General features: G+C 66.6%; 27 protein-coding genes and 1 riboswitch. Of the genes, 16 read left to right on the top strand and 11 right to left on the bottom strand.

The window, feature by feature from the left end; all coding sequences use genetic code 11:
• Both modA and AC5RVN_RS09865 read right to left on the bottom strand, forming a co-directional pair.
• Positions 1-756: a molybdate ABC transporter substrate-binding protein gene (gene modA, locus AC5RVN_RS09870; protein WP_494137921.1), complete on the bottom strand. Its 756-nt coding sequence runs from the start codon at positions 754-756 to the stop codon at positions 1-3.
• Between the two features lie 14 nt (positions 757-770).
• Positions 771-1,178 (bottom strand): TOBE domain-containing protein, encoded by a 408-nt coding sequence (locus tag AC5RVN_RS09865; protein ID WP_494137798.1) that lies wholly within the window; start codon positions 1,176-1,178, stop codon positions 771-773.
• Between the two features lie 117 nt (positions 1,179-1,295).
• Here AC5RVN_RS09865 and AC5RVN_RS09860 point away from each other — a divergent pair, with 117 nt between their 5' ends.
• Together AC5RVN_RS09860 and AC5RVN_RS09855 are read left to right on the top strand one after the other, a co-directional pair.
• Positions 1,296-2,165 (top strand): DUF4031 domain-containing protein, encoded by an 870-nt coding sequence (locus AC5RVN_RS09860; protein WP_494137797.1) that lies wholly within the window; start codon positions 1,296-1,298, stop codon positions 2,163-2,165.
• Complete coding sequence (locus tag AC5RVN_RS09855) at positions 2,162-2,971, top strand: 2-phosphosulfolactate phosphatase (protein ID WP_494137796.1); 810 nt, start codon at positions 2,162-2,164, stop codon at positions 2,969-2,971. The genes AC5RVN_RS09860 and AC5RVN_RS09855 overlap by 4 nt, the downstream gene beginning before the upstream one ends.
• A 3-nt stretch (positions 2,972-2,974) precedes the next feature.
• On the opposite strand, the gene AC5RVN_RS09850 is transcribed toward AC5RVN_RS09855, so the two are convergent.
• The gene (locus AC5RVN_RS09850; RefSeq protein ID WP_494105025.1) at positions 2,975-3,376 is read right to left on the bottom strand and encodes a YccF domain-containing protein; all 402 of its coding nucleotides are present in this window, start codon (positions 3,374-3,376) and stop codon (positions 2,975-2,977) included.
• 64 nt (positions 3,377-3,440) lie between these two features.
• Entirely contained in the window at positions 3,441-4,058 is a 618-nt protein-coding gene (locus AC5RVN_RS09845) for a phosphoribosylanthranilate isomerase (protein WP_494105024.1), read from the bottom strand.
• Between the two features lie 96 nt (positions 4,059-4,154).
• Between AC5RVN_RS09845 and AC5RVN_RS09840 the strand changes: the two genes are divergently transcribed.
• The 7 genes from AC5RVN_RS09840 (at position 4,155) to AC5RVN_RS09810 (ending at position 8,684) form a co-directional block, all read left to right on the top strand.
• Positions 4,155-4,745, top strand: a complete 591-nt coding sequence (locus tag AC5RVN_RS09840) for a HutD/Ves family protein (protein WP_494105023.1) — start codon at positions 4,155-4,157, stop codon at positions 4,743-4,745.
• Between the two features lie 71 nt (positions 4,746-4,816).
• A complete protein-coding gene (locus AC5RVN_RS09835; protein WP_494042049.1) occupies positions 4,817-5,347 on the top strand; it encodes a ferritin in 531 nt (176 codons plus the stop codon).
• A 144-nt stretch (positions 5,348-5,491) separates the two neighbouring features.
• Positions 5,492-5,557, top strand: a riboswitch (guanidine-III (ykkC-III) riboswitch).
• Positions 5,558-5,566: 9 nt separating this feature from the next.
• On the top strand, positions 5,567-5,890 hold the full coding sequence (locus AC5RVN_RS09830) for a DMT family transporter (protein WP_494105022.1): 324 nt from the start codon (positions 5,567-5,569) through the stop codon (positions 5,888-5,890).
• Positions 5,890-6,285 (top strand): DMT family transporter, encoded by a 396-nt coding sequence (locus AC5RVN_RS09825; protein ID WP_494137920.1) that lies wholly within the window; start codon positions 5,890-5,892, stop codon positions 6,283-6,285. The genes AC5RVN_RS09830 and AC5RVN_RS09825 overlap by 1 nt, the downstream gene beginning before the upstream one ends.
• Before the next feature lie 27 nt (positions 6,286-6,312).
• On the top strand, positions 6,313-6,939 hold the full coding sequence (locus AC5RVN_RS09820) for a nucleoside/nucleotide kinase family protein (protein WP_494042047.1): 627 nt from the start codon (positions 6,313-6,315) through the stop codon (positions 6,937-6,939).
• Between the two features lie 63 nt (positions 6,940-7,002).
• A complete protein-coding gene (locus AC5RVN_RS09815) occupies positions 7,003-7,998 on the top strand; it encodes an aldo/keto reductase (protein WP_494137795.1) in 996 nt (331 codons plus the stop codon).
• A 35-nt stretch (positions 7,999-8,033) separates the two neighbouring features.
• A complete protein-coding gene (locus AC5RVN_RS09810; RefSeq protein ID WP_494042045.1) occupies positions 8,034-8,684 on the top strand; it encodes an MBL fold metallo-hydrolase in 651 nt (216 codons plus the stop codon).
• 66 nt (positions 8,685-8,750) lie between these two features.
• On the opposite strand, the gene AC5RVN_RS09805 is transcribed toward AC5RVN_RS09810, so the two are convergent.
• Positions 8,751-10,652 (bottom strand): DEAD/DEAH box helicase, encoded by a 1,902-nt coding sequence (locus AC5RVN_RS09805; protein ID WP_494042044.1) that lies wholly within the window; start codon positions 10,650-10,652, stop codon positions 8,751-8,753.
• 310 nt (positions 10,653-10,962) lie between these two features.
• Between AC5RVN_RS09805 and AC5RVN_RS09800 the strand changes: the two genes are divergently transcribed.
• Positions 10,963-11,724, top strand: coding sequence for a class I SAM-dependent methyltransferase (locus AC5RVN_RS09800; RefSeq protein ID WP_494137794.1), 762 nt, complete (start codon positions 10,963-10,965; stop codon positions 11,722-11,724).
• A gap of 2 nt (positions 11,725-11,726) precedes the next feature.
• Here the strand turns inward: AC5RVN_RS09800 and AC5RVN_RS09795 are convergent, their stop codons facing one another.
• Positions 11,727-13,160 (bottom strand): MFS transporter, encoded by a 1,434-nt coding sequence (locus AC5RVN_RS09795; protein WP_494137793.1) that lies wholly within the window; start codon positions 13,158-13,160, stop codon positions 11,727-11,729.
• A gap of 57 nt (positions 13,161-13,217) precedes the next feature.
• Positions 13,218-14,555 (bottom strand): MFS transporter, encoded by a 1,338-nt coding sequence (locus AC5RVN_RS09790; protein WP_494137792.1) that lies wholly within the window; start codon positions 14,553-14,555, stop codon positions 13,218-13,220.
• A gap of 88 nt (positions 14,556-14,643) precedes the next feature.
• Here AC5RVN_RS09790 and trmB point away from each other — a divergent pair, with 88 nt between their 5' ends.
• Both trmB and AC5RVN_RS09780 read left to right on the top strand, forming a co-directional pair.
• Positions 14,644-15,567 carry a tRNA (guanosine(46)-N7)-methyltransferase TrmB gene (gene trmB / locus AC5RVN_RS09785; protein WP_494042040.1) on the top strand — a complete coding sequence of 308 codons (924 nt, stop codon included), beginning with the start codon at positions 14,644-14,646 and terminating at the stop codon, positions 15,565-15,567.
• A gap of 176 nt (positions 15,568-15,743) precedes the next feature.
• A complete protein-coding gene (locus AC5RVN_RS09780; RefSeq protein WP_494137919.1) occupies positions 15,744-16,562 on the top strand; it encodes a DUF1206 domain-containing protein in 819 nt (272 codons plus the stop codon).
• Positions 16,563-16,634: 72 nt separating this feature from the next.
• Here AC5RVN_RS09780 and AC5RVN_RS09775 read toward each other — a convergent pair whose 3' ends face one another.
• Positions 16,635-17,303, bottom strand: coding sequence for a zf-HC2 domain-containing protein (locus AC5RVN_RS09775; protein WP_494137791.1), 669 nt, complete (start codon positions 17,301-17,303; stop codon positions 16,635-16,637).
• A complete protein-coding gene (locus AC5RVN_RS09770) occupies positions 17,300-17,800 on the bottom strand; it encodes a sigma-70 family RNA polymerase sigma factor (RefSeq protein WP_494137918.1) in 501 nt (166 codons plus the stop codon). Before AC5RVN_RS09770 ends, AC5RVN_RS09775 begins: the two co-directional genes overlap by 4 nt.
• 169 nt (positions 17,801-17,969) lie before the next feature.
• On the opposite strand from AC5RVN_RS09770, the gene AC5RVN_RS09765 reads away from it, so the two are divergent.
• On the top strand, positions 17,970-18,527 hold the full coding sequence (locus AC5RVN_RS09765; RefSeq protein ID WP_494137790.1) for a COG4315 family predicted lipoprotein: 558 nt from the start codon (positions 17,970-17,972) through the stop codon (positions 18,525-18,527).
• 293 nt (positions 18,528-18,820) lie between these two features.
• Positions 18,821-19,414: a DUF5655 domain-containing protein gene (locus tag AC5RVN_RS09760; RefSeq protein WP_494137789.1), complete on the top strand. Its 594-nt coding sequence runs from the start codon at positions 18,821-18,823 to the stop codon at positions 19,412-19,414.
• 13 nt (positions 19,415-19,427) lie between these two features.
• Here AC5RVN_RS09760 and AC5RVN_RS09755 read toward each other — a convergent pair whose 3' ends face one another.
• Complete coding sequence (locus tag AC5RVN_RS09755; protein WP_494137788.1) at positions 19,428-20,039, bottom strand: DMP19 family protein; 612 nt, start codon at positions 20,037-20,039, stop codon at positions 19,428-19,430.
• Positions 20,040-20,267: 228 nt separating this feature from the next.
• Here AC5RVN_RS09755 and AC5RVN_RS09750 point away from each other — a divergent pair, with 228 nt between their 5' ends.
• Entirely contained in the window at positions 20,268-23,756 is a 3,489-nt protein-coding gene (locus tag AC5RVN_RS09750) for a DEAD/DEAH box helicase (protein ID WP_494137787.1), read from the top strand.
• A gap of 69 nt (positions 23,757-23,825) precedes the next feature.
• Entirely contained in the window at positions 23,826-24,839 is a 1,014-nt protein-coding gene (locus AC5RVN_RS09745) for a glycoside hydrolase family protein (protein ID WP_494137786.1), read from the top strand.
• A gap of 122 nt (positions 24,840-24,961) precedes the next feature.
• Here the strand turns inward: AC5RVN_RS09745 and AC5RVN_RS09740 are convergent, their stop codons facing one another.
• Positions 24,962-26,251 (bottom strand): ammonium transporter, encoded by a 1,290-nt coding sequence (locus AC5RVN_RS09740; protein WP_494105012.1) that lies wholly within the window; start codon positions 26,249-26,251, stop codon positions 24,962-24,964.
• Between the last annotated feature and the right edge of the window lie 274 nt (positions 26,252-26,525).

Genomic DNA, 26,525 nt, shown 5'->3' with positions numbered 1-26,525 from the left:
TCACTGTTGACCACTGCCGAAGCCGGCGGATGCCAGGACTTGTTGGCCTTCGGGGCTGGCCAGCAGTTCGAGGAAGGCCCGGGCGTCTGCGCTGTTCCGGCTGTTGGCCAGCACGGCGGCCGGGTAGCTGTTGACGGTGGTGGCGGCTTCCGGGAAGGGAACAGCATCCACCTTTCCTGCCGCGGACCGGACATCGGTGACGTAGACCAACCCCGCGTCGGCTTCCCCGGAGATGACTTTGCCCAGCACATCCGTCACGGAGTTTTCCTCACTGACCGGGTTGAGCTCGGCACCAGTCCGCTGTTCGATGGCGGCAACGGCGGCACCGCATGGCACCTGCCGTGCACACTGGACCAGCCGCGTACCCGGTTCCGCAAGATCCGTGAAGGAGCTGATGCCGGCCGGGTTTCCCGGCGGGACTGCGATGGCGAGCGTGTTGGTGGCGAAGACCCTGGGACCGCCGTCCACCAGCCCGGCCTCCTGCAGCTTTTCCATGTTCCTGGTGTCGGCGGAAGCGAAGACGTCAGCCGGTGCGCCCTGGCTGATCTGCGTGGCAAGGTCCGCGGAGCCGGCGAAGCTGAGGCTGACGGTTGTGCCGGGGCGCCTGGCTTCGAACGTCCGGGCCAGCTTCGTGAAGCTGGCCTTGAGGGAGGCGGCGGCAAAGATCGTCAGTGACCCGCCGCTGCCGGCGGCCTGGCCGCTGCCACCGCAGGCTGCCAGCGCAGCCGTCATCAGGACCGCGAGCAGCAGGGCCATTCCCTTCTGGCCCGTCACAGGCCCTTGCCCTGCGGCGTCTCGATGATGACCGTGGTGGCTTTGACCACGGCGGTGGCCACGGAACCGAGCTCCAACCCCAGATCGCTGACAGCTTCGCTGCTCATCAGTGATACCACCCGGAACGGCCCGCACTGCAACTCAACCTGGGCCATCACTTTGTCCGCTGTGATGCCGGTGACCAGCCCCACAAACCGGTTCCGCGCCGAACTGCCTGTGCGGTGCGGATCGTCCGGCAGTTGAGCCAACTTCTGCGCATGCCGGGCCAATTCCAGCCCGTCCACGGCGATCCGGCCGCCGTCGTCCTTCACGGGGGTAAGGGAGCCGTTGTCCAGCCAGCGGCGCACGGTATCGTCACTGACACCCAAGAAGCGGGCAGCCTCAGCAACGCGGATAATCGTCATAACGGCAGTTTAGGGCTCATTTGCGGAAAACAGTCTCATAAAACTGCCGCAGCTTCGGAATTACCGGCCCGCTGCCGGCACCCGGTTCCCCCCGGCAGGTCCCACTAGACTTCCTGCATGGCCATCTACATCGACCCGCCCCTCTGGCCTGCCCACGGGACGCACTTCTCGCACCTGGTCTCGGACTCGTCGCTGGCGGAACTGCATCAATTCGCCGCCGCGGCCGGGATTCCGGAGCGCGCCTTCGACGCCGACCACTACGACGTTGCCGAGCGCCGCTTCGATGACCTGGTGGCCGCAGGAGCGGTTCCGGTGGAGGCCCGGGTCCTGGTCCGCAAACTGATTGCAAGCGGGCTGCGGATCCCTGCCCGGCAGCGGAACAAGTCACTCAAGGTTCCGCTGTTCAACCGCTGGGACGCCATCATGCCCGGCCACGACGCGCTCTTCCTCGACCTTCTGGACCGGTGGAGCGAGCCCCACCGCCGGTACCACGGCTGCACCCACCTGCTCTCAGTCCTGGAAGCCCTCGACCTGTTGGCCGATCCGGCCGACCCTCCCCGGACCGTGCTGCTGGCCGCCTGGTTCCACGACGCCGTCTACCGGGGTGCGGCCGGCCAGGACGAGGAGGCATCAGCACGCCTCGCGGAGGACCGGCTCCCTGCTGCCGGCCTTGACGAAGCGGACGTGGCTGAGGTGGCCCGGTTGGTGCGGCTGACGTCTGGCCACCGCCCGGAATACGGGGACGACGACGGCGCCCTCCTCTGCGACGCCGACCTTTCGGTTCTCGGGGGCGAACCTGACGAGTACGCCAGGTATGTTGCGGACGTCCGCCAGGATTATGCCCACATCGGTGACGCCGACTTCGCAGCCGGACGCGCGGCCGTCGTACGCCACCTGCTGGAACTTGACCCGCTGTTCCACAGCGGCCGGGCCCGGGAGCTTTGGCTGGACGCCGCGCACCGGAATTTAAGAGGTGAACTGGCGTGAACGCAGGTCCCTCAAACGCTGCCCGCACCTTTGCAGCGAGCGCAGCCCATCGGCAACTGCCCTACATCGTGCGGATGGAGTGGGGGCTGGACGGTGCCAGGACCGTAACGTCCGGGGCGGACCTCGCCGTGGTGGTGGACGTGTTGTCTTTCGGCACCTGCGTCAGCGTGGTCCTCGACCGGGGCGGCGTGGTTTTTCCTTTCCCCTGGAAGGACACGGGCGCTGAGGGCTTTGCCGCGCGCCACGGGGCCCAACTGGCCGGGCCCCGCAACGGGGGCGGGCTCAGCCTCTCCCCCGCCAGCCTCCGCGCTGCAGCGTCGCTGGACCGGGTGGTGCTGCCGTCCCCGAACGGTTCGGCGCTCTGCCACGGGCTGGCGCGCGAGGTCCCGCTGGTAGCAGCCGTGTCCCTGCGCAATGCCGCGGCAACAGCCGACTGGGTAGCTGCCAACCTCGCCGAGGAGGCGGTGGTCGCGGTGATTGCTGCCGGTGAGCGGTGGCCGGACGGCACGCTGCGCCCCGCAGTGGAGGACCAGATCGGGGCAGGCGCATTCATCGCCGGATTGGTAGCTGCGGGCAAGGGCGGCTACGAGGCGGAGGACGGCAGGCATGGCTACTCGCCGGAGGCCGTGGCGGCGATGGCGGTCTTCGAAGCCGCGGAGCCGAGGCTCCGCGGGATGCTGCACGGTTGTTCCAGCGGCCTCGAGCTGGCCGGTGCGGGCTACGCCGGGGACGTCGATATCGCCGCGGAACTGGACGGCAGCAGCGCGGTGGCCATCCTGGCGGACGGGGCCTTCAGCCCGCGCTGACTCTTACCGGTAGGCGGCTACGAATGGTGCGCTGGTAGGTACGATCTGCTTTCCCAGCGGCATCAGGGATACCGGGATGAGCTTCAGGTTGGCAATGGCCAGCGGGATGCCGATGATAGTCACTGCCATGGCAAAGGCGGTGACCACGTGGCCGATGGCGATCCAGATGCCCGCCACCAAAAGCCAGATCACGTTGCCCAGCAGCGAAAAGACTCCTGAGCCGCCGGGCTTGTCCACCACCGTCCGGCCGAACGGCCACAGCGTGTATTCGGCAATCCTGAACGAGGCGATGCCCCACGGGATGGTGACGATCAGCAGGCAGCAAATAACCCCCGCCACGAAGTAGCCCAGCGCGAGCCAGAATCCCCCGAAAACCAGCCAGATGATGTTGAGCAGTGTCTTCATGCATCCATTGTGCCCTTGGGGTGCGACAGAAAGGGATGGGGGCCTTCCCTGACTGCCCCCGGAATCAGTGCCGGACCGGGGAGGCGCCCTTCACTGCCTGCACGAAGGCGCGCACCTTGGCGAGGTCTTTGACGCCCCGGGACGCCTCCACGCCGGACGACACGTCCACGCCCCAGGCATGGGCAGCCGTGGAGGCAGCACCCACGTTGGCCGGGTCCAGCCCGCCGGCGAGGAGCCAGTGCCGGCCCTGAAGCACAGGCAGGGCGGCCACTGAGGCGTAGTCCCAGGCCTCGCCCGAGCCAGGCACAGCGGCGTCGATCAGCAGAATGTCCTCTCCCCAGTCTTCGAATTCCTCTGCAGTGGCACCCATGGTGATTGCCCGGATCAGCTTCATGCCGGCGTCGTGGACTGTTGCGACGTCCTGCCGGGAGCGCGGGCCGTGCAGCTGGATCCACTCCAGGCCGGCAGCGCGGGCGATTGCCACGGCATCAGCTACCGGCTCGTGGCGGAATACGCCGATGGGCGAGACGTCCGCAGGGACCTCCGCCAGCAACGAGGACACCTGGGAGGGCGAAACGACGCGCGGGCTGGCGGTGAGGACGAAACCGACCGCATCCGCCCCGGCGTTCACCGCTTCACGGACGGATTCGGGCGTACTGAGACCACACACTTTCACAAACATTCCCGGCTCCTTGAGGCTGTTTCGGTGTTATCCCCCCGGAGGAGAGTAGCAGGAGGCCGGGGCCCGGAGTGGACGCGGGCCAATTAGGCTGGGCAGATGGAGATCATCCGCTTTGCAGACCTCAAGCCCCAACCATGGCGCAACGGCGCTGGGGTGACGCGCCAGCTCGCCAGCCACCCCGCGGCGGCTTCAACGCAGGACGGATCCTGGGACTGGCGGGTCAGCATTGCGGACGTCAGCAAGGCCAGCGACTTCTCCCCGTTCCCCGGCATGGAACGGGTGCTGACGGTGATTGACGGCGAACTGCTGTTGCTCTCGGTGGACGGCGCCGAACACCCGCTCGAGAAGTTCCGGGCGTTCCGCTTCCCGGGCGGCGCGGCTACTTCCGCCAAGCTGCCCACGGGCGACATCCGGAACCTCAACGTCATCACAAGGACCGGCAGCTTCAAGGGTTTTACGTCCATCATTGAGCTCTCCAAGAAGCGCGCGAAACCCCTCTTTGCAGGACAGCTGGGAATCCTGCTTCAGGGGCAGGCTACAGCCGGTGTGGAGACGGAGGAACCCGAGGCCTTGGCACGGTATGACGCCGTGGTGGGCTCCGACGTCGGCACCCCTGACGTCCTTGGCCGCGGCTTCCTGGCCGTTGTATCCATTGACCCGGTCGAGGAAGAGCCCGAAGGGGCATAGGACAGCCTGGCCTTGCGTAGCAGAGCCTTTCCACACTGGTGGGCGCCCGCGGCCGTCCCTAGACTCGGGCTATGACCACTTCAACGTTCAATGCACTCCTGTCCACGCAGATCGGCAACGAATTCACGGCATCGCAGCAGTACATTGCCGTGGCCACCTGGTTCGCCAACCAGGACCTCCCGCAGCTGGCCAGGTACTTCTACCGCCAGTCCGTGGAGGAGCGCAACCACGCCATGATGATGGTGCAGTACATGCTGGACCGGGACATCACCTTCACCATCCCGGGCGTTCCGGCGGTCCGCAACGACTTCGCCTCCGTGACTGAGCCGTTGGCCCTGGCCCTGCAGCAGGAAAAGGAAGTCACCCGCAATATCGAGGACCTGTTCCGGGCTGCGCGCGGCGAGAACGACGCCCTTGGCGAGCAGTTCATGCTCTGGTTCTTGAAGGAGCAGGTGGAGGAAGTCGCTTCCATGACCACGCTGCTGAACATCGCTGAGCGCGCGGACAACCTGTTCGACATCGAAAACTTCATTGCCCGGGAAACCATCGGTGATGGCGGCCGGGACTCCGCGGCCCCCGAAGCTGCCGGCGGCGCCCTCTAGCCTTTGGTCCGCCCGCCCGGGCGGCCAGCGCCGCGTGCCGTTGTGGAACCCCGGAGCGGCACGTGGCGCTGCCTGCTTGGATGCAGCTGGTGAGGTTGGGCACCATCGTTGGGCGCCCGGCGCCCGGCGTTGCTACGCTGGAAAGGTAGGCCCTGCAGACGGGCCTCCGGACGACGGTTCAGTACCCGGCAAGCGACAAGACTGGCCAAAGGATCTGTCATGCCGTGGTTAATCCTCATTCTTTCCGGTGCCCTTGAAGCCGTGTGGGCGGCCGCCCTGCACCGCGCTTTTCAAGCGTCGGGCCGGCGCCGCGTCGCCCCCGCTTTGTTGTTCCTGGCCTCCGTGGCAGCGAGCACCGGCGGCCTGGCCATCGCCATGCAAACCATCCCCACCGGCACCGCCTACGCCGTCTGGGTGGGAGTGGGCGTAGTGCTCACCTCCGCATATGCCATCATCACCAAAGTGGAACGCCCGACGGCGGCACGCCTGCTCCTTCTGTCCGGCATCGCTGTGTGCGTGGTGGGCCTGAAGGTGGTGGCGTGATGCTCCGGCGTTCGATTCCCTGGCTGGTACTGCTGGCCTCGGCCGTCCTCGAAGCGGTCTGGGCCACAGCCCTTGGCTTGTCGGACGGTTTCACAAAGCCGGCGCCAACCCTGGTTTTCGCGGTGACAGCAACCCTGAGCATGCTGGGTTTGGGCATGGCCATCCGCAGCATTCCCCTCGGGACCGCCTACGCCGTGTGGGTGGGGATCGGGGCAGCGTTGACTGTTGGCTGGGCGATGGCCACCGGCGCGGAACCCTTCAGCGTGCTCAAGGTGGTCTTCATTGCCGGGATCGTCGCCTGTGCGGCCGGGCTCAAGGCGCTGCCCGGCGACACCGGCTCCCCTGGGTCCGGGTCCGAGGCCGTCGCCTCCGCTTCGGCTTCCACCAGTCCCTGATGTTCCTGGCGCCGTTAGGCTTTTGCCATGGACTCCCCAGAGATTACTGAGGCCCTGGCTGCCCTGCGCGAAAGACTGCACGGCGGCCGGCGGGTGCTGCTGGGCGTCGCGGGGGCGCCGGGTTCCGGAAAGTCCACCTTCGCTGCCTGGATCCAGCAGCAGTTCGACCCCGGGCAGGCAGCCGTGGTGCCCATGGATGGCTTCCACCTGGGGAACGCCATCATCGAGGGGACGCCGCTGCGGCAGCGCAAGGGAGCCATCGACACGTTCGACGCCGGCGGTTACCTGTCGCTGCTGCGCCGCCTGGTGCGCCGGGATGAGCCAGTCGTTTACGCCCCGGAGTTCCGGCGCACCCTGGATGAACCCGTGGCAGCCTCCATCGTGGTCCCGGCGGAAGTGCCGCTGGTGATCACTGAAGGCAACTACCTGCTGGTGGAGCAGGAGCCCTGGAAAGACATCAGGGCGCAGCTGGACGAGGTCTGGTTCGTGGACACGCCTCACGCGCTGCGGTTGAGCCGCCTGGTGGAACGGCACGTGTCCTTTGGCATGGAACCTGTCGCGGCGGAAGCCTGGGCAACGGGGCCTGACGAGGCCAACGCGGTGCTGATCCAGGCGACCCGCCCGGCAGCGGACCGGCTCATCCCCTGGCACTAACGGAATACAGCCACCCCGGACGGGGTTCTTGGCTTGGATAACTTCGATGATGGGAGCACGACCATGACTGGACCCACCGTTCACCTCGGCGATGGCCTTCGGGTCAGCCCGCTCGGCTTCGGCGGAATGGCGCTCACACCGGTCTATGGCGATGTTGATCCGGCCGACGCGCTCCGGACGCTGCACCACGCCGTCGACTCCGGCGTCAGCTTCGTTGACACGGCGAATATCTACGGCGGGGGCAGCAACGAAGAACTGATCGCGCAACTGCTGAAGAAGCGGCGGGACGAGGTCCAGCTCGCCACCAAGTTCGGCCTGGTGGGCTCGCCGGCGGACGGGTACACAGACATCCGCGGCGACGCCGCCCATATCCGGCAGGCCGTGGACCGCAGCCTGCAACGGCTGGGCACGGACGTCATCGACCTCTACTACATGCACCGCCGTGACCTCCGCGTTCCGATTGTGGAAACCGTGGAGGCCATGGCGGAGCTTGTGCAGCAGGGCAAGGTCAAGCACCTGGGGCTCTCGGAAGTGACGGCCCAGGAGCTTGAGGAAGCCTCCGCCGTCCACCCGATTGCTGCCGTCCAGAGCGAATGGTCCATCTGGAGCCGCGACGTGGAACGCAACGTTGTTCCTGCCGCCGCCGCCCTCGGGGTGGGTTTTGTGCCGTACTCGCCGCTGGGCCGGGGATTCCTCACCGGCACCGTTGACGCCTCGAACCTGGGGGACAATGACTTCCGACGCCGGATCCCCCGCTTCGCCCCGGACGCCGCCAGTGCGAACGAGGCTGTAGTGGACACCGTCCGGTCCGTGGCGGACGAGATTGATGCGACGCCCGCCCAGGTGGCCCTGGCATGGCTGCTCGCCCAAGGCAAACGGCTGGGACTTCCAGTGGTCCCCATCCCCGGCACCCGCAAAAGGCACCGGATCAACGAAAACCTGGGCGCACTGGCCCTGGTACTGACTTCCGCGCAACTGGATGCACTTGGCGAAGCATCGGACGCCGTCGTGGGGTCCCGCTCCGCCGATCCCAATTGGGTATCCCAGGGCCGCGAGTAGCCCGGCCACAAAAGGGCGTCCCTAGACTGAAGCCTATGGACTCACTTCTGTACGACCTGCCGGCCCTGACCATCCGCCGGATCCCGGTCAGCGAGATGGACAACAATGTGTACCTGCTGACGGCCAAAACCAGCGGCGAACAGGTGCTGATCGACGCCGCGGATGATCCTGCTGCCATCCAGCAGCTGCTGCAGGACTCCTCCGCGGACACGGCGGGTGAGCCCCGGCTCGCCCTGATTGCCACCACTCACCAGCACTGGGACCACGTGCGGGCGCTGAAGGAGCTGGTTGAGGCAACCGGTGCGCCCACTGCCGCTGGAGCGGACGACGCCGACGCGTTGCCTGTCGCGGTCGACCGGCGCCTCCAGCACGGGGACACGGTGGCTGTGGACGGCTTTGAGCTGACAGCAGTCCACCTGCGCGGACACACTCCGGGCTCAATAGCGTTGGTGTATGAGGACCCGGAAGGCCCCGCGCATATCTTCTCCGGCGACTCACTGTTCCCCGGCGGAGTGGGCAACACCCAGAAGGATCCGGACCGGTTCAATCAGCTGATCACCGATGTGGGCGGGCGTCTGTTCGGGGCCTACCCGGACTCCGCCGTCGTACACCCTGGCCATGGCAAACCCACAACCCTGGGCGCCGAGCGGCCGCACCTTGAGGAGTGGCGCGCCCGCGGCTGGTGACACAACCGCATTGAAGCAGTGGTTGAGCCCATCCAAATTTGACGGGCTCAACCACCGAAAATACTCTTAGCGGCCGCGGCGCTCGTTGGAGGCCGGAGCCGAAGCGCGGCGGGGACCGCTGCGCGCGGGACGGCCGGTACCGCCGCCGTTGCCGGCGGAGTAGGATCCGCCGGAGGTTCCCCCGGTGTTGGACGACCAGACAGCCTTGTTGCCACCGGCAGCAGCTGCACCGGCACCTGCGGAGCGCTGTCCGCCGGTCCGGGCACCTGCGCCGGCTGCGGCGCGCTGGCCGGTTGCCGGACGTCCGCTGCGCTGTCCGCCCGAGGTGGCCGGGCGGCCTGAGGAAGCCGGACGGCCGGTCCCGCCACGGGGAGCGTCGCTGCGGGTTACACGTGAATCAGTGCGTCCGTCCGAACCGCGGCCAGCCGATGCACGGCCACCTGCCGCGGGGACGTCGTTGCTGTGCGTGGACGCGATGCCGCGGCCACGTGCGTTGCGGCGGGCAGCCGCTGCGGCGATGGCGCGGTCCTCGTTCTGCTCGCTGACGCGGTCGAACGCTGCACGGGCTTCGGTGCGGCCTTCGAAAGCTGCCGCGCGGCGCTCGGCACGCGGTACGTCGGTACGGGTGGGCTCGGCGGAAACCCGGCCGCGTCCACCGCGGCCGCCACGTCCACCGGCGGTGGGTGCAGCCTGGCGTCGGGCGCGCTTACGCTCGGCGTTGGCACCGGTGGAGGTACCGCCGCCCTGCTGCGCGGCTTTCTTGGCCAGCAAGGCAGCACGGGTGCGCGGATCGATCTTGTCGGCCATTTCGCCCACCAGTTGAGCAACCAGCGGCGAGTTGGCGGTGACGCGCTCGAAGTTGACCTCGACGCCTGCGGCCTTCATGAGCTTCTTCACGTCGGTCTGCTGTTCGGGGAGGGTCAGCGTGACCACTGTGCCGTCGGAACCGGCACGGGCGGTGCGGCCTGAGCGGTGCAGGTACGCCTTGTGCTCGGTGGGCGGGTCTACGTGGATGACCAGTTCGACGTCGTCCACGTGTACGCCGCGAGCTGCGACGTCGGTGGCCACCAGGACGCGCACGTCGCCGGAGGAGAACTCGGCGAGGTTGCGGTCACGGGCGTTCTGCGAAAGGTTGCCGTGCAGGTCCACGGCGGGGATCCCGGCGTCGGTCAGGGTCTTGGCCAGCTTCCGGGCGTGGTGTTTGGTCCGCATGAACAGGACGCGGCGGCCGGCACCGGAGGCGAGCTCCACGATCAGCTGCTTCTTGACGGTCTGGTCGTTGACCACCAGGACGTGGTGCTCCATGGTGGTGACCGCTGCCTGCGGATCGTCCACGGAGTGGGTCAGCGGGTTGGACAGGTAGCGCTGGACGATCTTGTCCACGCCGTTGTCCAGGGTGGCGGAGAAGAGCAGGCGCTGGCCCTGGCCCGGGGTCATGTCCATGAGCTTCTTGACCACCGGCAGGAAGCCGAGGTCGGCCATGTGGTCGGCCTCGTCCAGGACGGTGATTTCCACAGCTTCGAGGGTGAGGATGCGCTGGCGGATCAGGTCCTCCAGGCGGCCTGGGCAGGCGATGACGATGTCGACGCCGGCACGGAGGGCCTTTTCCTGGCGGGCCTGGGAGATGCCGCCGTAGATGACGGTGGTGTTCAAGCCGGCAGCCTTGGCCAGCGGCTCGATGGTGGCATTGATCTGGGTGGCCAGCTCGCGGGTGGGGGCAAGGACCAGGCCCATGGGGCGGCCGGGCTTGCGGAAGTGCTTGGCCTCCCGCTCAGCGAGCCGTGCAACAAGCGGGATCGCGAATGCGATGGTCTTGCCGGAGCCGGTACGGCCGCGGCCCAGGACGTCGCGTCCGGCCAGGGTGTCAGGGAGGGTCTTCACCTGGATGGGGAACGGCTCGGTAATTCCCTGGGCGGTGAGGGTGTCGGCGAGGGCTTTGGGCGTGCCGAGGGCAGCAAAAGTAGTCAAAGTCAAAGGTCTTTCAGGCGGTATCCGTGCGGATATCGGCCCCCGACGCCGGTTGGCAACGGGGGTTCGCCGAAGAAAATTCAGGTGATCAACCAGCCTGCTGCCGCTTATGCAAAGCGGCGGCCGGGACCAAATGGAACGCGTTCATCGACGCAGGATGTGCCTCTCACATGAAAAAAGCCCAGTCCCTTAATGAAGGGAGACAAGGGCATCACTGCACATCAAGTTCCACCAGTCTAGCATCCCGCGCCCACTCCCCTTCCCCGGACCACCCGTTGCCAACCCTGGCAGTGCGGGGCAGGGTGGAGGCATGACTGAACACGCCTCCCACCAGCATGAAGCGCACTCCCCCGAATCCCACCGGGCAATGCACGACGCCGGGCCAGGCCTTTCTGGGGACAGTGAAGGCCAGGGCATCAGGGACGCTGCCGCCCTGTGGGACGAGCGGTACCGGAGCAAGCCCCAGATCTGGAGCGGCAAGCCGAACCCGCAACTGGTCCGGGAGGCCGGCGGGCTTCGGCCGGGACACGCGCTGGACCTCGGCTGCGGCGAAGGCGCTGATGCGATCTGGCTGGCCCAGCACGGCTGGACTGTCACCGCCGTCGATGTTTCCGCCGTCGCCCTGGACCGGGCACACGGACACGAGAAAGCCGCCCTGGCGCGCGAAAGCGTGCACGCTGCCGAGGGCGCCATCGCCAGCCGCATCCATTGGCAGCAGGCCGACCTCGAGGAATGGCAGCCCGACGAATCGTACGACCTGGTGACCTCACAGTTCCTCCACTCCCAGGAGCTCGCCTGGCAGGGTCCCTTAAAAAATGCCGCAGCGGCGGTTAAACCAGGCGGCACCTTGCTGGTGGTGGGCCACCATCCGGACCGGCTTCCCCCGTGGGGCGGCGCCCACACAACGCATGGGATGTTCTACACCGCAGAGCAGGTGGTCAAGGAACTGGAGCTGGATGGCCCCGAGTGGCAGCTGGAAGTGCAGACCAGCCGCGAGCGTCCGGTGACCGGACCGGACGGGCAGCACGCCACCATCGCCGATGTAGTGGTTCGCGCCAGCCGCGTGCCCTGAGGTCAAGCTCCGCCCTGGCTCTTGTTGGTTACCCGTGGAGAAACCCCCGCCGCGGCTGCCGCTACCAACGCGGCAAGTGCGAAGACCCCCGCGAAGGACTCCGTCGTGGTCGTAAATGCTGCGAACACGATGCCTGTGGTCGCCAGCGCGAGCGCACCGCCCAGGGAGTCTGAGATGGACATCGCGGAGCTGTTGAAACCCTCGTTCTCCTTGCTGGAAAGCGCGAGTGTCATGACGCTTAGCCGCGGATAGAGCAGGCCCATACCGCCGCCGGCAAAGACCCACCCCGAGATGGCGAGAGCGGCCGGCCAGTGCAGGGCGGTGGTGGCCAGCGCGAGGACCACAGCACCAAGAACCATGAAAGCGCCGATGCGGACGGCGCGGCGATGGGGCAGCCGCGCCCCGAGCCGGCCCTGGACTGCCGACGCGCCTGCCCAAGCCAGCGCTCCACAGGTGAGGGTGAGGCCGGCCAAGGTGGGCGGGAAGCGGTACTGCTCAACCAGCAGGTACGGCAAATAGACCTCGGCGCCGAAGAAAGCAGCCGAAGCGAGCCCGCGGACCAGGATCACGCTTGGCAGGCCGCGGCGGGCAATGAGCGTCCCCTGCGGCACCAGCGGCCGCGCGGCCACCAGCGCAATAACGACGGCGGCGACCGCCAGGAGCGCCGGTGCTGCGGGCATGCCGGGGAGGCGGACATCCCGCGACAGATTGAGTCCCAGCACCGCCAGCGCCGCGAGGATTGCCCAGACAAGCCTGTTCAGGGCCCGTGGAGTGGATGGTTGCTGTGCTTCGGATCGTTCTTTGGCGTCCTGTTCCCTGGAGGACGGCACGTTCCGCAGCACCGGCGCAATCATCACGAGCGCCGGTAGGACCAGTAACACCACGCCCAGGAACACCCAGTGCCAGCTGAACACCTGCGCAACAATCCCGGCGGCAAACGGGCCCACCAGGGACGGAATCACCCAGGCCGCGGAGAAGGCAGCGAAAATTCCAGGGTGCAGCAGCGCGGGATAAATTCGGGCCACCAGGACGTACAGCGCCACGGTCAACGCGCCGCCGCCCAGGCCCTGCACCAACCGGCCGGCCACGAGCACCGGCATGGATTCCGCAGTGCCCGCGATCAGCAGGCCAACCACGAACAAAGCCACTGAGGTGTACAGGGGGACGGTGGGGCCACGGCGGTCGGACCAGTTTCCAGCAGCAACCATGCCGATAACGCCGGTTGCGAGCGGCCCCGCGAAGGCCAGGGCGTAGAGGCCGCCGCCGTTCAGTTCCCGGCTCACCACCGGCATGATGGTGGTCACTGCGAGCGACTCGAACGCGGCGAGGAACACAAGCGCGCAGGCACCGATGGTCACCCACAGGTACGGCCGCTGCAGAATGCCGGCGTGGGGGTCGCTGGCTGCAAGGGTTGTGTGGCGCACGCTTCTGCCCATCGGTTGTATTGGACGTGCTCCACAGCATAGCGGCGGGTGTCGGTTTGCGGCCCTCTGCTACCTGGTCTGGTCCCCGACATATCGGTTTCGTCCAGCCCGGTAGCCGAAAACCGCCGCCAGCGATCCGACGGCCAGAAAGAGGATTCCGGCGGCGGTGAATGATCCCGTGGCATGGTGCAATTGGCCCACCATCAGGGTTCCAGTGGAGCCCAGGCCGTAGCCCACGCCCTGCATCATTCCAGACAGGTGCGCCGCCGTGTGTCCGTCCCTGGTGCGCAGCATGATCATGGTCAGCGCCACCGCGGTGAGGCTGCCTTGGCCAAGGCCCAAAAGTCCTGCCCATATCCAAATCAGCTCGAGCGGCCCGAAAATGCTCAATGCGAAACCGCTGCCGGTCATCAGCGCCACCACCGTGTTGATGCCTCGCTGGTCCGGGAACCTCGCAGCCAGCGCCGGCGCGAAGAGGGAACCAAGCATCTGCAGCACGATGCACATGGACACGACCAGCCCGGCTGTCGCTCCGTCCACGCCCCTTTCCCGCAGGATGGGCGAGAGCCAGGCGAACACGCTGAAGGACATCATGGCCTGGAGCACCATGAAAATCGTGACCTGCCAGGCGACCGCCGAACGCCAGACGTTCACCCCCTCTCTCACCGCCTGGTGGCGGACGGAGTGCTGCCGCACCGCCACTGGCAGGAACAGGACAAGGACGACGGCGGCGGTGAGCGCCCAAAACCACAGCGCCATGGTCCACTCCCCCGTCGCCTGGTACAGCGGGTAGGTGAAGCCAGCCCCCAGCGCGGCCGAGGCACAGATGGCAGTGGTGTACAGACCACCCATCAGGCCCAGCCGGTGGGGGAAGTCGCGTTTGACCACCCCGGGCAGGAGCACGTTGCACAGTGCGATGGCAGCGCCGCAGGCCGCTGTTCCTGCCAGCAGTGCCGGCAGGTGTCCTGGTCCCGGCGCCGCACCCGCGGCCGGCAAGGAGAGTTCGGCGGGGCGGAGCAACAGCCCTGCGGTGAGTACGGCCATGGCGCCAAGGAGGACCCGTTCCGGACCGAAGCGGCGGGCGAGGACCGGGGCCAGGGGCGCAAAGAGACCCAACAGCGTCACCGGGACAGTGGTCAGCACCACCACCGCCCATCCCGGAAGGGCAGCTTGTGAGGTGACCTCGGGAAGCACTGCGGAAAAACTCGAGAAGACGGTGCGCAGATTGAGGCCGATCAACACAAGGCACAGGGCCAGGTAGATGAGTTCCCTTCGGCTTCCTGCCCGGGTTGGTTCCGGTGCCGGCAGCTCATCAATTTCCGTGTCCACCAGGTTGCCGGGCTGGGGCTTTCCCGCCGGGCTGCCGGGCTGCTGCTTCTTCGCCGCAGCATCTGTCGCTTCCGTCACGTGCCCATTCTTGCAGGAGGACTGGCGGAGGAGTTCGAGGTGACACCCCCGGCCAATAGGCCACCGCCCCGCCGGTATTCTGGAAGGGATGAGCGAATCCCCAGAATCCCCGCAGCCGGAGCACGTCCCGAGGCCGGTGACCCCCGGCACGCAGGCGTCTTTCGGCACCTATGGTGGCCGGCCGGTCAGCTTTGTCCGCCGCGGAACCCGGCTGCAGGGCCGCCGGCAGGCCGCATGGGAAGAGCACGCCGAACGGTGGGCTGTTGACGTCCCCCGGCACGTCGCCAACACCTCAGTCCACCCTGACTACACTTTTGACGCCGAGGCGGAGTTCGGCCGCAAGGCACCCCTCATCGTGGAGATCGGCTCCGGCCTGGGTGATGCCATCTGCCATGCCGCAGAGCAGAATCCGGACTCCGATTTCCTGGCGGTGGAGGTTTACACCCCCGGCCTTGCCAACACCATCATCAAGATCAACAGCCGTGGGTTGAGCAATGTCCGGGTGGTGGAGGCCAACGCACCGGAGGTGCTGGCCAGCATGCTTCCCGAAGGATCCGTCAGTGAACTGTGGGTCTTCTTCCCGGACCCCTGGCACAAGTCCCGGCACCACAAGCGGCGCCTTATCCAGCCCGAGTTCGCGGACCTTGCCGCCCGTGCGCTGAAAAAGGGCGGACTTTGGCGGATTGCCACGGACTGGTCCAACTACGCCGTCCACGTCCGTGATGTCCTGGCCGGTTCAAAGGACTTCGAGAACCTGCACACCGGCGAGCGCCGCGGGCCGGAGAGCCCGCTGACCCAGGTATGGCAGTCCGGGGTCGAGTCAGTGGTGGGCGGAGCCCCGGTCCGTGAAGGCCGTGCCCCCGTCAGTACAGAACACACCGGCCCCAACGAGGGCGTGGACGAGACAGGTGGCTGGGCGCCGCGGTTCGAGGGCAGGATCCGGACGAGCTTCGAGGGCAAGGCCCACGAAGCCGGGCGGCTCATTTTCGATCTCTGCTACCGCCGCCGGTAACTCCGCAACCCCTCCATTCGTCCTGCCAGCCCCGGCGGCCGGCGGTTGTGCGATGCGTGGCCGTGCCGGACCACTGGTCCCGGCCACCCCGGCATGGCACGATTGCCCTTGTGCGGGTTGGCACGCTAAATCAGCGCATTAGCGCGTGCGTAGAGGGAACAGCCATCAAAAGAGAACTGCGACAAGCGGCTGATGCAGCGGAGAACGTCACCAACTCCCGCACCTTTGAGCTGCTGGCAAGGGCGGGATTTGCGGCGAGCGGCATCCTGCATCTGCTGGTGGGGGCCATCGCGATCCGGCTGTCCATGGGCGGTACAGGCAACGCTGATTTCAGCGGCGCAGTGGCAGAGCTTGCCGGCCAGCCGGCCGGGCCTTTCCTGTTATGGGCCAGCTTCGCCGCGTGCGCGGCCCTCGCGTTGTGGCAGACCAGCGATGCCGTCTTCGATTACAACCGGCTGCCCACAAAACAGAAGGTTGGGAAAAAGGCCAAGGCTGCTGCACAGGCACTGGTGTTCGCAGGTCTTGCCCTCACGCTGATGTCCTTTGCGAGGGGAACCGGTTCCGGCGGGGACAACCAGCAGGCAGCCAGCGATTTCACTGCTTCGATGATGAAAGCTCCGGGTGGCGTGGCGCTGCTGGTCCTGCTGGGCATCGGCATTGCCGTTACCGGCGTCGTTTACGGCATCCGGGGCCTGCGGAAGTCTTTCGAAAAGCATCTGGTGATGCCTGCCTCCTCCAGCACCAGAACGGCCGTCACCGTCCTGGGTGTCACGGGGTATGTGGCTAAGGGGGTCGTGCTGCTGCTGACCGGGCTGCTCATCGCCATAGCCACCCTTCAGGCGCATCCTGAGGAGTCCACCGGGTTGGACGGCGGGCTCCGGGCGCTCCGTGACCAGCCGTTTGGAATATATCTCCTGGCAGCGGTTGGGGCGGGGCTGGTCTGCTACGGCGCCTTCATGATCGTCCGGGCCCGCCTGGGGAAATTGACCCGATAAATTGGCAGCTCCCCGCAGATGCCTCTGTCCTCGTAGGGGGCTTTGGCCCGCCGCGCAGGCACCCGGGAGCCTCTAAGGCACAGTAATTACTGCGACGGCATGCTGCATGCCGTCCCGCAGTTCCACGCTTGAAATGCTGGTCAGCTGGATGGGCGTGGCTCCCGTAACCCTGACCCTGCCGCTTGGCGTGGCCGTCCAGGCGCACGCCCGGTCCTCGCCGCCTGCGCGGTCACGTACCCACAGGGACAGCGTGCCGTCGGAGGGGAGGCTGCTGCCATTCACGGCCAGCTCGGTCCCCCACGTTTTGCGGGCCATATCAATGCTGAACTGAAGGCCGCCTCCTGACTGGACGGAATATGTGGCATCCGGCGGCGCGGGCCGGTTCAGAAGCGGACCCACCGCCAGCCCCACGGCGAGGCAGGCTGCGGCGACCGTCCCTGCCAGAGCTGCCCCCCGCCGTCGTGCCTTACGACGGCGGCGTGCCAGATCGGAGAGGAGGTGCACCGGGGCACGGGTTGCAGGGGCGGGCGGCGCACCTGATCCGGCCGGGACGACGGTTAGCGCTACGGCCTGCGGGACAGGAAGGGCGTCCAGCAAGGCAGGCACTTTGTCGAGGCGGGCAAGCTCGTCCCGGCATTTCGCACATCCCTGCAGATGGGATTCAAAGCCCTGCACGTCCTCGGCGCCCAGTCCGCCCAGCAGGTAGGCGCCCAGCAACTGGTGCTGGTCCGGGGCGTTCACCGTTCCACCCCCATCTCGTCCAGGATGGTCCGCAACGCCCGCACAGCATAGTAGGCGCGGGACTTTATCGTTCCGCTCGGGACGTTCAGCTGGACTGCTGCCTCATTCACGGTGAACCTGCGGTAGTGCAACGCCACCAGAACGTCGCGGTGTTCCGGGCTGAGCCGGAGCAGCGCTTCCTCGATCAGTACCCGGTTCAGCAGCTCATCCACGCGTTCCTCGGTTGCCGCCGAATCGGCGAGGCCGTCATCCAGTGTCTCGGTTGGGCGGCGCTGCGCCCGGCGGTAGTTGTCGATCATGATGTTCCTGGCCGTCCGGAAAAGATAACTGCGGAGGCTGCCGGTGACTTCCGGCGCGTGCTGCCACACCCGGAGCACCGTTTCCTGGACCACGTCTTCGGCAAGTTGCGGGTCCCGGGAGGCGCTCAGCACAAAGCGGCGGAGGGCCGGGCCGTGTTCACGATAGATGGCTTCCACAACGTCCTCGTCCAGCGGCATTCCCAGGACCTCCCGTCCCGCCAGCAGCACTGCCCGCTCACGCGCTGCTTCCGGCTGATACGACGTCCGCAACCGGAATGTGGTTCATTTGAACCATTCTTCACCCGGAGGCGTCGTTCCCGTTAGCGTCCGGTGGTCCGACGCCGGGCACCAGCCAAGGAGCAGACCCATGAAAAAGCATCTGGGGACAGGCCTCTTCGTCCTGGCCTTGACGGCGGCCCTGGCGGGCTGCGCCGGCGGAACCGGCACAACTCCTGCCGCCAGCAGTCCGGCTGTCACGGCAGGATCGCCCCTCGCCTCCGCAACCGCACCCGCCGCCTCGGTCTCCCCGCCGTCCGCAACGCCTTCTACAACGGCGAGTGCCGGCGTCGACCTCATGACCGCTTCTTCCAGCCTTGGCGAGATCGTGGTGGATGCCAAGGGGATGAGTCTCTACTTCTTCACCAAGGATGGAAAGGACTCCGGAACCAGTGCCTGCACGGCGGAATGCCTGGCCGCGTGGCCGCCGCTCCTCACCACCTCGGACGAGCCCACGGTCGAGGGGGTAACCGGAACGGTAGGTACCATCACCACGCCGGAAGGTGCCCGGCAGGTGACCTTGAACGGGCTGCCGCTGTACTACTTCGCCAAGGACACCAAGGCCGGCGACATCCTCGGCCAGGGCGTCAACGGCGTCTGGTACCTGGCTGATCCGACCGGCGAAATGATCAAGACGGCTGCGAAGTAGATGACCCATGGGGACGGGAAGCTGGGTGCCGGGCAAGGTTAATGAGGCGGGGACTTCCCCGGGCTTGCCCGGGGAAGTCCGCTGGCGTGCGGGGGTGTCCGCCGGCGTGCGGGGGCACCTTCCGCGGCCGGGCCGCCCGACGACGAGTGAAGGAAGGGGCGGGCACGAGCTCTGGGGCCGGTGCGCCGACAACACGTTGTCATCGATCCGTCGGGCGGACCCCCTGAACCGCGGAGGAGGGCGGAAAAGTTACGGGTGTCCGGAATCTTTTTCCGCGGCGCTACGATCGATCCATGCCTGCCACCCCGGAATCCCATAAAAAGCCCAACACCTGGCAATCGATGGTGGACAACAATAAAGCCCTCCTTCTAAGGAAGACCGGCGAAGACACTGCGCTCTGGGTTGAGAAGGCACGCGCCGCCGGCATCCGGGACGACAGCGAGCTCCGCACCTGGATGCGCGACGGCTTCGGGGTGACGGGGTACGCGCAGTACGCGGTGTCCTGGGAGATGTTCGGCTACCCGGAATTTATGCTGCGGGACGCCGATGAGCTGATCGACGGGCAGTACGCCAACCACCCGCATCTGCGGCCCGTCGCGGATGCCATCCTGGCGTGGGCGTCCGCGACTGAGGGCGTGGAGATCCAGATGCGGAAAGGCTACGTGTCCCTCCACAGCCCGCGGCGGAAGTTCGCCCAGGTCACCCGCACAACCAACACCGCGGTGGACGTAACCCTGCGGCTCGATGCCGCTGCCGAAGGACGGATCGAAACCGTGAGGACACGGGCGAATGACCCTTTCACCCGCCGCGTACGCCTCACCTCAGCCGAGCAGGTGGACGACGAACTGCTGGAAATTCTCACGCTGGCTTTGGAGCAGAACGGCTGACCCGGGAGCGTTGTCACACCCGCCAGTCAGATAGCTCCTGGGCGTCGGCCTGTGCCTGGCGCCCGCTCGAAGCCGGAATCCGGGCAGCGAGCTGCTCGATGTACGCGCCGACTTCCTCGTCGTCCAGCACCAGGAGTTCGGGCTGGCCGTGCAGCCAGGCGGCGTTCAGTGCGGTGATGTTCTCCCTCTCCAGCAGCTCCTCAAACTCACCGTCGAGTTCCTCCATCCGGAGGACGCCGTCGGGCGTTTCCCGCGAGTCCTCCTGGCCGCCGTCGAGGTAGCACTCTTCGTCTTCTTCGGACAGTCCGTCGAAGGCCTCAATGAACCGGTTGAAAAGGTCCAGGTGCGCGGTCGCTCCCATTCCCGCCATGCCTTCGCGGATCAGCTTGTCTGCCTCAACCCTGTCGTCGGCGTTGGACACGTACTGCGCGAAGCCACCCTCCAGTACCTCGGTGAGATAAAAGTCCACGTAGTAGCTGCGGACGGCGACGCGATTCATCTCGTCAGCGGGGAGCAGGGCAGAGTGCATGGCATCCACAACACTGACATTGGCCTCCACGACGTCCTCATCGCTGGATCCAATGCTGCTGCTGGTCAAAACGACAGGCTGCTGGCTGGTAATCATGGCAATCCTCACTGCTGTACGCGGATGGTGCTCAAACGCTTTCCACGCTATGTGCGGCACGCACCAGCGGCGTTGAGGGCGAAGTGAACGTCCGGCGAAGTTTGCGGGCCCCCCTTCCCCGGCCTTCAAAAGGCGCGGCACGCCCTCCCCCGCGGGCGAACTAAGATGGATCAGATAACCAACCACCGGCCCCGGCCCCGCCGTGGCCTGTTGAAAGTAGCGCGCACCATGCCATCCCAACCGGACGAGAGTGCGGCACTGGCAATACAGACCCCTGCCATCAACGACCGCTCCCTGGCGGCCGGGCTGGCCTATGCCATGGGAAGCCGCGTCTCCGGCATTTCGTTCGACGCTGCCACCGGGCTCATGCTGGGCAAGGTCCGCGGCGGTGCTGACCTGCCGTATTCAACCACCGCAAAGCTGGTCCGCAAGGGTGGCGGCTGGAGCTGCACCGTGGGTGTGTGCAGCTGCCCGGTCCGGAAGGACTGCAAGCACGTGGCCGCGCTGCTCTTCGCGGCGGAGGACAACCCTGCCACCCGCCTGCAGCTGCTTTCGCCGGCCACCGCCACGCAGGTTTCGCGCGAACCGTCCAGTGCCGTTTCTGACTGGGAACAGGCCCTCAGCCCACTGATCTCCCGGCCCGGCGCCGGGCCCTCAAGCAACGGCGTTCCCCTGGCGCTGCAGTTCGAGATCGAAGAGCCCGCACCGCACTTTTCCTACACCGGCCGCCGGGATCCCCTGCGCAGCGTCCGCCAGCTCAAAGCCCGCCCGGTGATCATGGGTGCCAAGGGAAAGTGGATCCGCGGTGACGTCTCATGGAACACCCTGAGCTACCTGAACTTCCGCCGCGAATGCAACGAATCGCACGTGGAATGGATGCAGGAGTTCCTGGCCGCGCACTCCGCCTCCGCCGGCCGCATGCAGAACTCATCAGGGCTTTGGCTGGGCCTGAACACCTACTCCGGGAAAAACCTCTGGAGCCTGCTGGCCGACGCCAGGAAGATTGGCCTGGCGCTGGTCCACTCCCGCGGCACCGAACCGGTGCGGCTCGCGGAGTCCTCCGCCGCCGTCGGCCTGAACCTCAGCCGCTACGGGTCCCCCGCCGCTGAGCCTTCAGCTGCCGGCGGGGGCTCAGCCGGCTCTGCCGTCGCCGCTCAGGCGTCCGACGGTGGCCTGGAGCTCGCGCCCACCGTCACCGTTGAGGGGGTCGAGGTCGATCCGGCGTCAATAGGCACCATCGGCCGCCCCGCGCACGGAATTTTTGTCACGTCCGGAGAGGCAGCCTTGCCGGGAGTTCCGGACCCGGACGGTGTCATCACCCTGGCGCCGCTGGAAAGCGGGTTGAGCGAGGAGCTGCTGGCGTTCGTCACTGCCGGCAGCACGCTCCACATTCCCGCCAAAGACGAGTCGCGCTTCCTCACCGGTTTCTACCCGAAACTGAAGCAAACCGCCCGTGTCACTGCGCGGGACGAGTCCGTTGAGCTCCCCACCCTTGCCGTCCCCACGCTCTCCCTGCTGGCAAACTACGGCGCCGACCACAAAGTGCGGCTGCACTGGGAATGGCACTACAAGACGGGAAACCTGGTCACGGCCCAACCGCTGTGGCGACACCCCGGCGACCACGGCTACCGCGACGACACCGCCGAAGCCCGGATCCTCGAAGGAATCGGCCAGCCCTGGGACGTGGTCCCGGCGCTCGGAGAATCGGCCACCGGCGGCTGGGGCACCCCCCGGCTCGCGGCGTCCGTGGAGCTGAAGGGCCTGGACACGCTGGCGTTCACCGAGGAGGTACTGCCCCGGCTTCGCCAGGCCCCCGATGTGGATGTTGACACGGTGGGCGACATCGCGGACTACCGCGAGGCCGAGGAAGCGCCGGTGGTTTCCATTTCCACCAAAGCCACCGAACAGCGCGACTGGTTCGACCTCGGCATCCAGATCTCCCTCGAGGGCCAGCCGGTTTCCTTCGCCGCGGTGTTCTCCGCGCTCGCCGCGGGGCAGACCAAGATGCTGCTGCCCAGTGGCGCTTACTTCTCGCTGGATCTGCCCGAACTGCATCAGTTGCGGGCACTGATCGAGGAGGCCCGCTCCCTGCAGGACAACAAGGACGCGCCGCTGCAGATCAGCCGCTTCCAGGCCGGCCTGTGGGACGAGCTGGCCCAGCTGGGGATCGTGGACGAGCAGGCAGCGGCCTGGCGTTCAGCTGTTGGCGGTCTGCTCGAGGGCGGCGTGGACGGCCTGCCGCTCCCCGCCACCTTGAATGCAGAACTGCGTCCCTACCAGCTGGAGGGCTTCAACTGGCTCACATTCCTCTACCGACACAGCCTGGGCGGCATCCTCGCCGATGACATGGGACTCGGCAAGACCGTCCAGGCCCTCGCACTGATGTGCGCGGCCAAGGAACTGGCTGCCGCGGCCGCAAAGGAACCTGCACCCGATGCTGCAGCCTCCGGCGCTTCAGGCCCCCCGTCCGACGCCGGGGCTCCCTTTTTGGTGGTGGCCCCCACCAGCGTCGTGGGCAACTGGGCCCTGGAGGCGGCGCGCTTTGCTCCTGGCCTGAAGGTTCAGGCCGTCAGTGAGACCTTCGCCAAGAGCAGCCAGCTGCCGGCGGACTCGCTTGCCGGAGTGGACATCGTCATCACGTCGTACGCCTTGTTCCGGATCGATTACGAGGCCTACGCTTCCCGGGAGTGGGCCGGCTTGGTCCTGGACGAGGCCCAGTTTGTGAAGAACCACCAGTCCAAGGCGTACCAGTGCGCCCGCAAGCTGCCGGCGGCTTTCAAGTTGGCCATCACGGGAACGCCGCTGGAGAACAACCTCATGGAATTCTGGGCGCTCACCTCCATCGTCGCGCCGGGACTGTTTTCAAGTCCCAAACGCTTTGCCGAGTACTACCAGAAGCCTGTGGAGAAGAACGGTGACAAGGGGCAGCTGGACAAGCTCCGCCGCCGGGTCCGTCCGCTGATGATGCGCCGCACCAAGGACCAGGTCATCAAGGACCTGCCGCCGAAGCAGGAGCAGATCCTGGAAGTGGTGCTGAACCCCCGCCACCAAAAGGTATACCAGACGCACCTGCAGCGGGAACGGCAAAAGATCCTGGGGCTGATCGAGGACGTCAACAAGAACCGCTTCACCATCTTCCAGTCGCTCACCCTGCTGCGGCAGCTCAGCCTGGATGCCTCTCTCGTGGACCCGGCGATGGCGTCGGTCCGGTCCAGCAAGCTCGATGTGCTGTTCGAACAGCTTGATGACCTGGTGGCGGAGGGCCACCGTGCCTTGATCTTCAGCCAGTTCACGGGGTTTCTTGGAAAGGTCCGGGAACGGCTTGACGAGGAAAAGATCGAGTACTGCTACCTCGACGGCGGTACCCGCAACCGCGCCGACGTGGTCAGTGAATTCAAAAACGGCGCTGCCCCCGTGTTCCTGATCTCGCTGAAAGCCGGCGGGTTCGGGCTGAACCTCACCGAGGCCGATTACGTGTTCCTGCTCGATCCCTGGTGGAACCCCGCGTCCGAGGCGCAGGCGGTGGACCGCACCCACCGCATTGGCCAGGAGCGGAATGTGATGGTCTACCGGCTTGTAGCCAAGGACACCATCGAAGAAAAGGTCATGGCGCTGAAGGCCCGGAAGTCACAGCTGTTCGCCGACGTGATGGAAGGCGACGCCCTGGCCGGCGGCGCCATCACTGCGGAGGACCTGGCTGGGCTGTTCCAGGAATAGGCCTCCACATCCTGCAGGTGGTTCTGTCGCCTAAGCTGTAGGGACAGGAACTACAACGTTGGAGAAGACGTGCAACAGCAGCAGGCCGGAACCGGGATCCTTCCATCTTCGAACCTGCTGCCGCTCCGCCCGGACGCCTTCCGGACTCCCTACCGGGATCCTGTCTGGGACGGGCCCACCGATCCCGTCCTGGTTCCGGACCACCTCGCCGGCGAGTGGGTGCTCTTTTATACCCAGCGCCGTGCCACGGCACCGGGCCTGTCGGGGGTGGAATGGGTTCACGGCACAGCTATCGGCGTTGCACGGTCCTCCGACGGCGGACGGAACTGGCGCTACCAAGGCACCGTGGACGGACTGGTGCCCCCTCAAACGGCACTGCCGGCAACCCTGTGGGCGCCCGACGTCGTACGTGTCGGGGACGAGTGGGTCATGTACCTGACGGTGCTGGGCGAAGTCCGGACGGACTGGACCGGCAACGCGTCGATTGTCCAGTTCAGCAGCCGGGACCTTGTCGCTTGGCAGTACCTCGGCGCCATCGGCCTGGACTCGCCGAGGGTCATCGACGCCGCCGTCGCACTGTGCGGGGACGGCCGCTACCGCCTTTGGTACAAAGACGAGACCCGTGGCTCCAACACGTACAGCGCCGTGAGCGACACCCCCCGGGACCCCTCGTCCTGGGTTCCCGAAGGACTCACCATCCCCGGCCGTCCCCACGAAGGACCCAAGGTCTTCCGCCTTGAGGGAACCTACTGGATGATCGTGGACGAATGGCGGGGCCAGGCCATCTACCGCTCGGCCGATGCCGCAGGAAACTGGGCCCGGCAGGAGTACCTGGACGGGCTTATCCTGACGCGGCCCGAGCACGTGGACGGAAGGCCCGTCGTCGGACGCCACGCGGATGTGGTTCCCCTGGCAGTTGGTGAAGACGGGAAGGAACGCGCATTGGTGGTCTACTTCACGCACCCGCACTGGGGCGGCGAGGACATCAGCACGATGGCACCTGATTCCCGGACCCGCCTCAGCCACGTCAGAGCGGCGGTATTGGAAGTCCGCGACGGCATCCTTATCTGCACCGAACACTGAACTGGTATGACAAAGGGCCAAACCCTGGAACTATAAGCCAGCTGCTGCCGGCACCGGTCCAGGGCCTGGCCCTCCGCCTGATCCGTGTGCCGGGCGCCTCCACCCGGACTTCTCAGTGGCTCCTAGGTCCGCTGCGGCGAACCAAGCTCCACCGGATCCTCATCGGTGAGGTATGCCAGCTCCGAGTGCGCGGCGAGGTCGATGCCCCGCATCTCGTCCTCCGGCTTGATCCGCAGGCCAACGATGCGGTCCAGGATCTTCGCCAGGATCCACGTGATGCCGAAGGAGTAGGCGAGCACCGTCACAGTCGCCAGCGACTGGACACCGAGGAGTTCGACGCCGCCGCCATAGAAGAGTCCGTTCACTCCGTTGGGTGCTGCGTCAGTAGCAAACAAGCCAATCAGCAGGGTGCCGAGGATTCCGCCCACCAGGTGCACGCCCACGACGTCGAGCGAATCGTCATAGCCCAGGCGGAACTTCAGTTCGATCGCAAGGGAGCAGACGGCCCCGGCAATGGCGCCGATGGCCACCGCCCCAAGAGGGCTGACGGCGCCGCAGGCAGGCGTGATGGCCACCAGGGCGGAGATCAGGCCGGACGCCGCGCCCATGCTGGTAGCTGCGCCGCGGCGCAGGCGTTCAACCAGGGCCCAGGCAAGGAGGCCGGCAGAAGCCGCGACTGCGGTGTTCAGGAAAACCACGGACGCGGACTGGCCTGCAGAAAGCGCGGAACCGGCGTTGAAGCCGAACCAGCCCACCCACAGCAGCCCGGCTCCGATGAGCACCAGAGGGCGGCTGTGCGGCTTGGCGTGCTCCACCTTCGGCCACCCTGAACTCTTGCCCAGGACCAAGGCCAAGGCAAGGGCGGCGGCGCCGGCGTTCATGTGGACTGCGGTACCGCCGGCGAAGTCGATGGCCTTGATGCCGTTCGCGATCCAGCCGCCGGTCACACTGCCGTCGGCCGAGGAGAAGGCGAACACCCAGTGCGCGATGGGGAAGTAGACGATGGTGGCCCAGATGCCGGCGAACAGCATCCAGGCGCCGAACTTCATGCGGCCGGCGGCTGCCCCTGCCACCAAAGCGGTGGTGACGCACGCGAAGAAAAGCTGGAACGCGGCAAAGAGGACCACCGGGATGGAAGCGCCCTCATCCGCCGGGAGCAGCTGCGCCATGCCGGGGAACTCGGTGACGTCACCAATCAGTCCCAGGCCCCCTACCGAGTTTCCGAAAGCCATCGAATAACCGAAAAGCGCCCAGAGGACAGCCACCAGGCTGGCGCCGCCGAAGCACATCATCATCATGTTGAGAATGCGGCGCGACCCCACCATTCCCCCGTAGAACAGGGCCAGGGCGGGGATCATCATGCAGACCAGCGCCGAGCTGGCCAGAATCCAAGCGACATTTCCCGAATCCATGGGAAACCCCTTTCGTGATGCGAAGAGAGAACGGAAGTTGCCGTCAGAGCCGCTCCGGAGGAGGAACGCGGGTCCAGTACCACGTTGAGCGGAGGGGCGGCTATTGCCGTCGTGCTCCAACTGTATGGCGGCCATTTTTGGGCAGGTTTCCTGCGCGTTAAATGGTCGTTTCAGTCATTCATCTGCGAGTTTCAGGAGTCACGGTGCTTGCAGGTGCTTCGCCGGCCGTTTCCGAGATGGCCCGGACTATGCTGGGGAAAACCCAGACAGTCCC

The sequence above is a fragment of the Arthrobacter sp. sptzw32 genome, assembly GCF_059089735.1.
This window is presented reverse-complemented; position numbering and strand designations above follow the sequence as displayed.

Excerpts from the sequence above, each read along its gene's own strand:
- AC5RVN_RS09740 (WP_494105012.1), bottom strand. The coding sequence starts at position 26,251 with ATGGATTCGGGAAATGTCGCTTGGATTCTGGCCAGCTCGGCGCTGGTC.
- AC5RVN_RS09850 (WP_494105025.1), bottom strand. The coding sequence starts at position 3,376 with ATGAAGACACTGCTCAACATCATCTGGCTGGTTTTCGGGGGATTCTGG.
- AC5RVN_RS09810 (WP_494042045.1), top strand. The coding sequence starts at position 8,034 with ATGGACTCACTTCTGTACGACCTGCCGGCCCTGACCATCCGCCGGATC.
- trmB (WP_494042040.1), top strand. The coding sequence starts at position 14,644 with ATGAGCGAATCCCCAGAATCCCCGCAGCCGGAGCACGTCCCGAGGCCG.
- AC5RVN_RS09795 (WP_494137793.1), bottom strand. The coding sequence starts at position 13,160 with ATGGGCAGAAGCGTGCGCCACACAACCCTTGCAGCCAGCGACCCCCAC.
- AC5RVN_RS09815 (WP_494137795.1), top strand. The coding sequence starts at position 7,003 with ATGACTGGACCCACCGTTCACCTCGGCGATGGCCTTCGGGTCAGCCCG.
- AC5RVN_RS09800 (WP_494137794.1), top strand. The coding sequence starts at position 10,963 with ATGACTGAACACGCCTCCCACCAGCATGAAGCGCACTCCCCCGAATCC.
- AC5RVN_RS09865 (WP_494137798.1), bottom strand. The coding sequence starts at position 1,178 with ATGACGATTATCCGCGTTGCTGAGGCTGCCCGCTTCTTGGGTGTCAGT.
- AC5RVN_RS09835 (WP_494042049.1), top strand. The coding sequence starts at position 4,817 with ATGACCACTTCAACGTTCAATGCACTCCTGTCCACGCAGATCGGCAAC.
- AC5RVN_RS09765 (WP_494137790.1), top strand. The coding sequence starts at position 17,970 with ATGAAAAAGCATCTGGGGACAGGCCTCTTCGTCCTGGCCTTGACGGCG.
- AC5RVN_RS09755 (WP_494137788.1), bottom strand. The coding sequence starts at position 20,039 with ATGATTACCAGCCAGCAGCCTGTCGTTTTGACCAGCAGCAGCATTGGA.
- AC5RVN_RS09845 (WP_494105024.1), bottom strand. The coding sequence starts at position 4,058 with ATGTTTGTGAAAGTGTGTGGTCTCAGTACGCCCGAATCCGTCCGTGAA.
- AC5RVN_RS09820 (WP_494042047.1), top strand. The coding sequence starts at position 6,313 with ATGGACTCCCCAGAGATTACTGAGGCCCTGGCTGCCCTGCGCGAAAGA.
- AC5RVN_RS09760 (WP_494137789.1), top strand. The coding sequence starts at position 18,821 with ATGCCTGCCACCCCGGAATCCCATAAAAAGCCCAACACCTGGCAATCG.
- AC5RVN_RS09860 (WP_494137797.1), top strand. The coding sequence starts at position 1,296 with ATGGCCATCTACATCGACCCGCCCCTCTGGCCTGCCCACGGGACGCAC.
- AC5RVN_RS09825 (WP_494137920.1), top strand. The coding sequence starts at position 5,890 with ATGCTCCGGCGTTCGATTCCCTGGCTGGTACTGCTGGCCTCGGCCGTC.
- AC5RVN_RS09840 (WP_494105023.1), top strand. The coding sequence starts at position 4,155 with ATGGAGATCATCCGCTTTGCAGACCTCAAGCCCCAACCATGGCGCAAC.
- AC5RVN_RS09750 (WP_494137787.1), top strand. The coding sequence starts at position 20,268 with ATGCCATCCCAACCGGACGAGAGTGCGGCACTGGCAATACAGACCCCT.
- AC5RVN_RS09830 (WP_494105022.1), top strand. The coding sequence starts at position 5,567 with ATGCCGTGGTTAATCCTCATTCTTTCCGGTGCCCTTGAAGCCGTGTGG.
- AC5RVN_RS09770 (WP_494137918.1), bottom strand. The coding sequence starts at position 17,800 with ATGCCGCTGGACGAGGACGTTGTGGAAGCCATCTATCGTGAACACGGC.
- modA (WP_494137921.1), bottom strand. The coding sequence starts at position 756 with ATGGCCCTGCTGCTCGCGGTCCTGATGACGGCTGCGCTGGCAGCCTGC.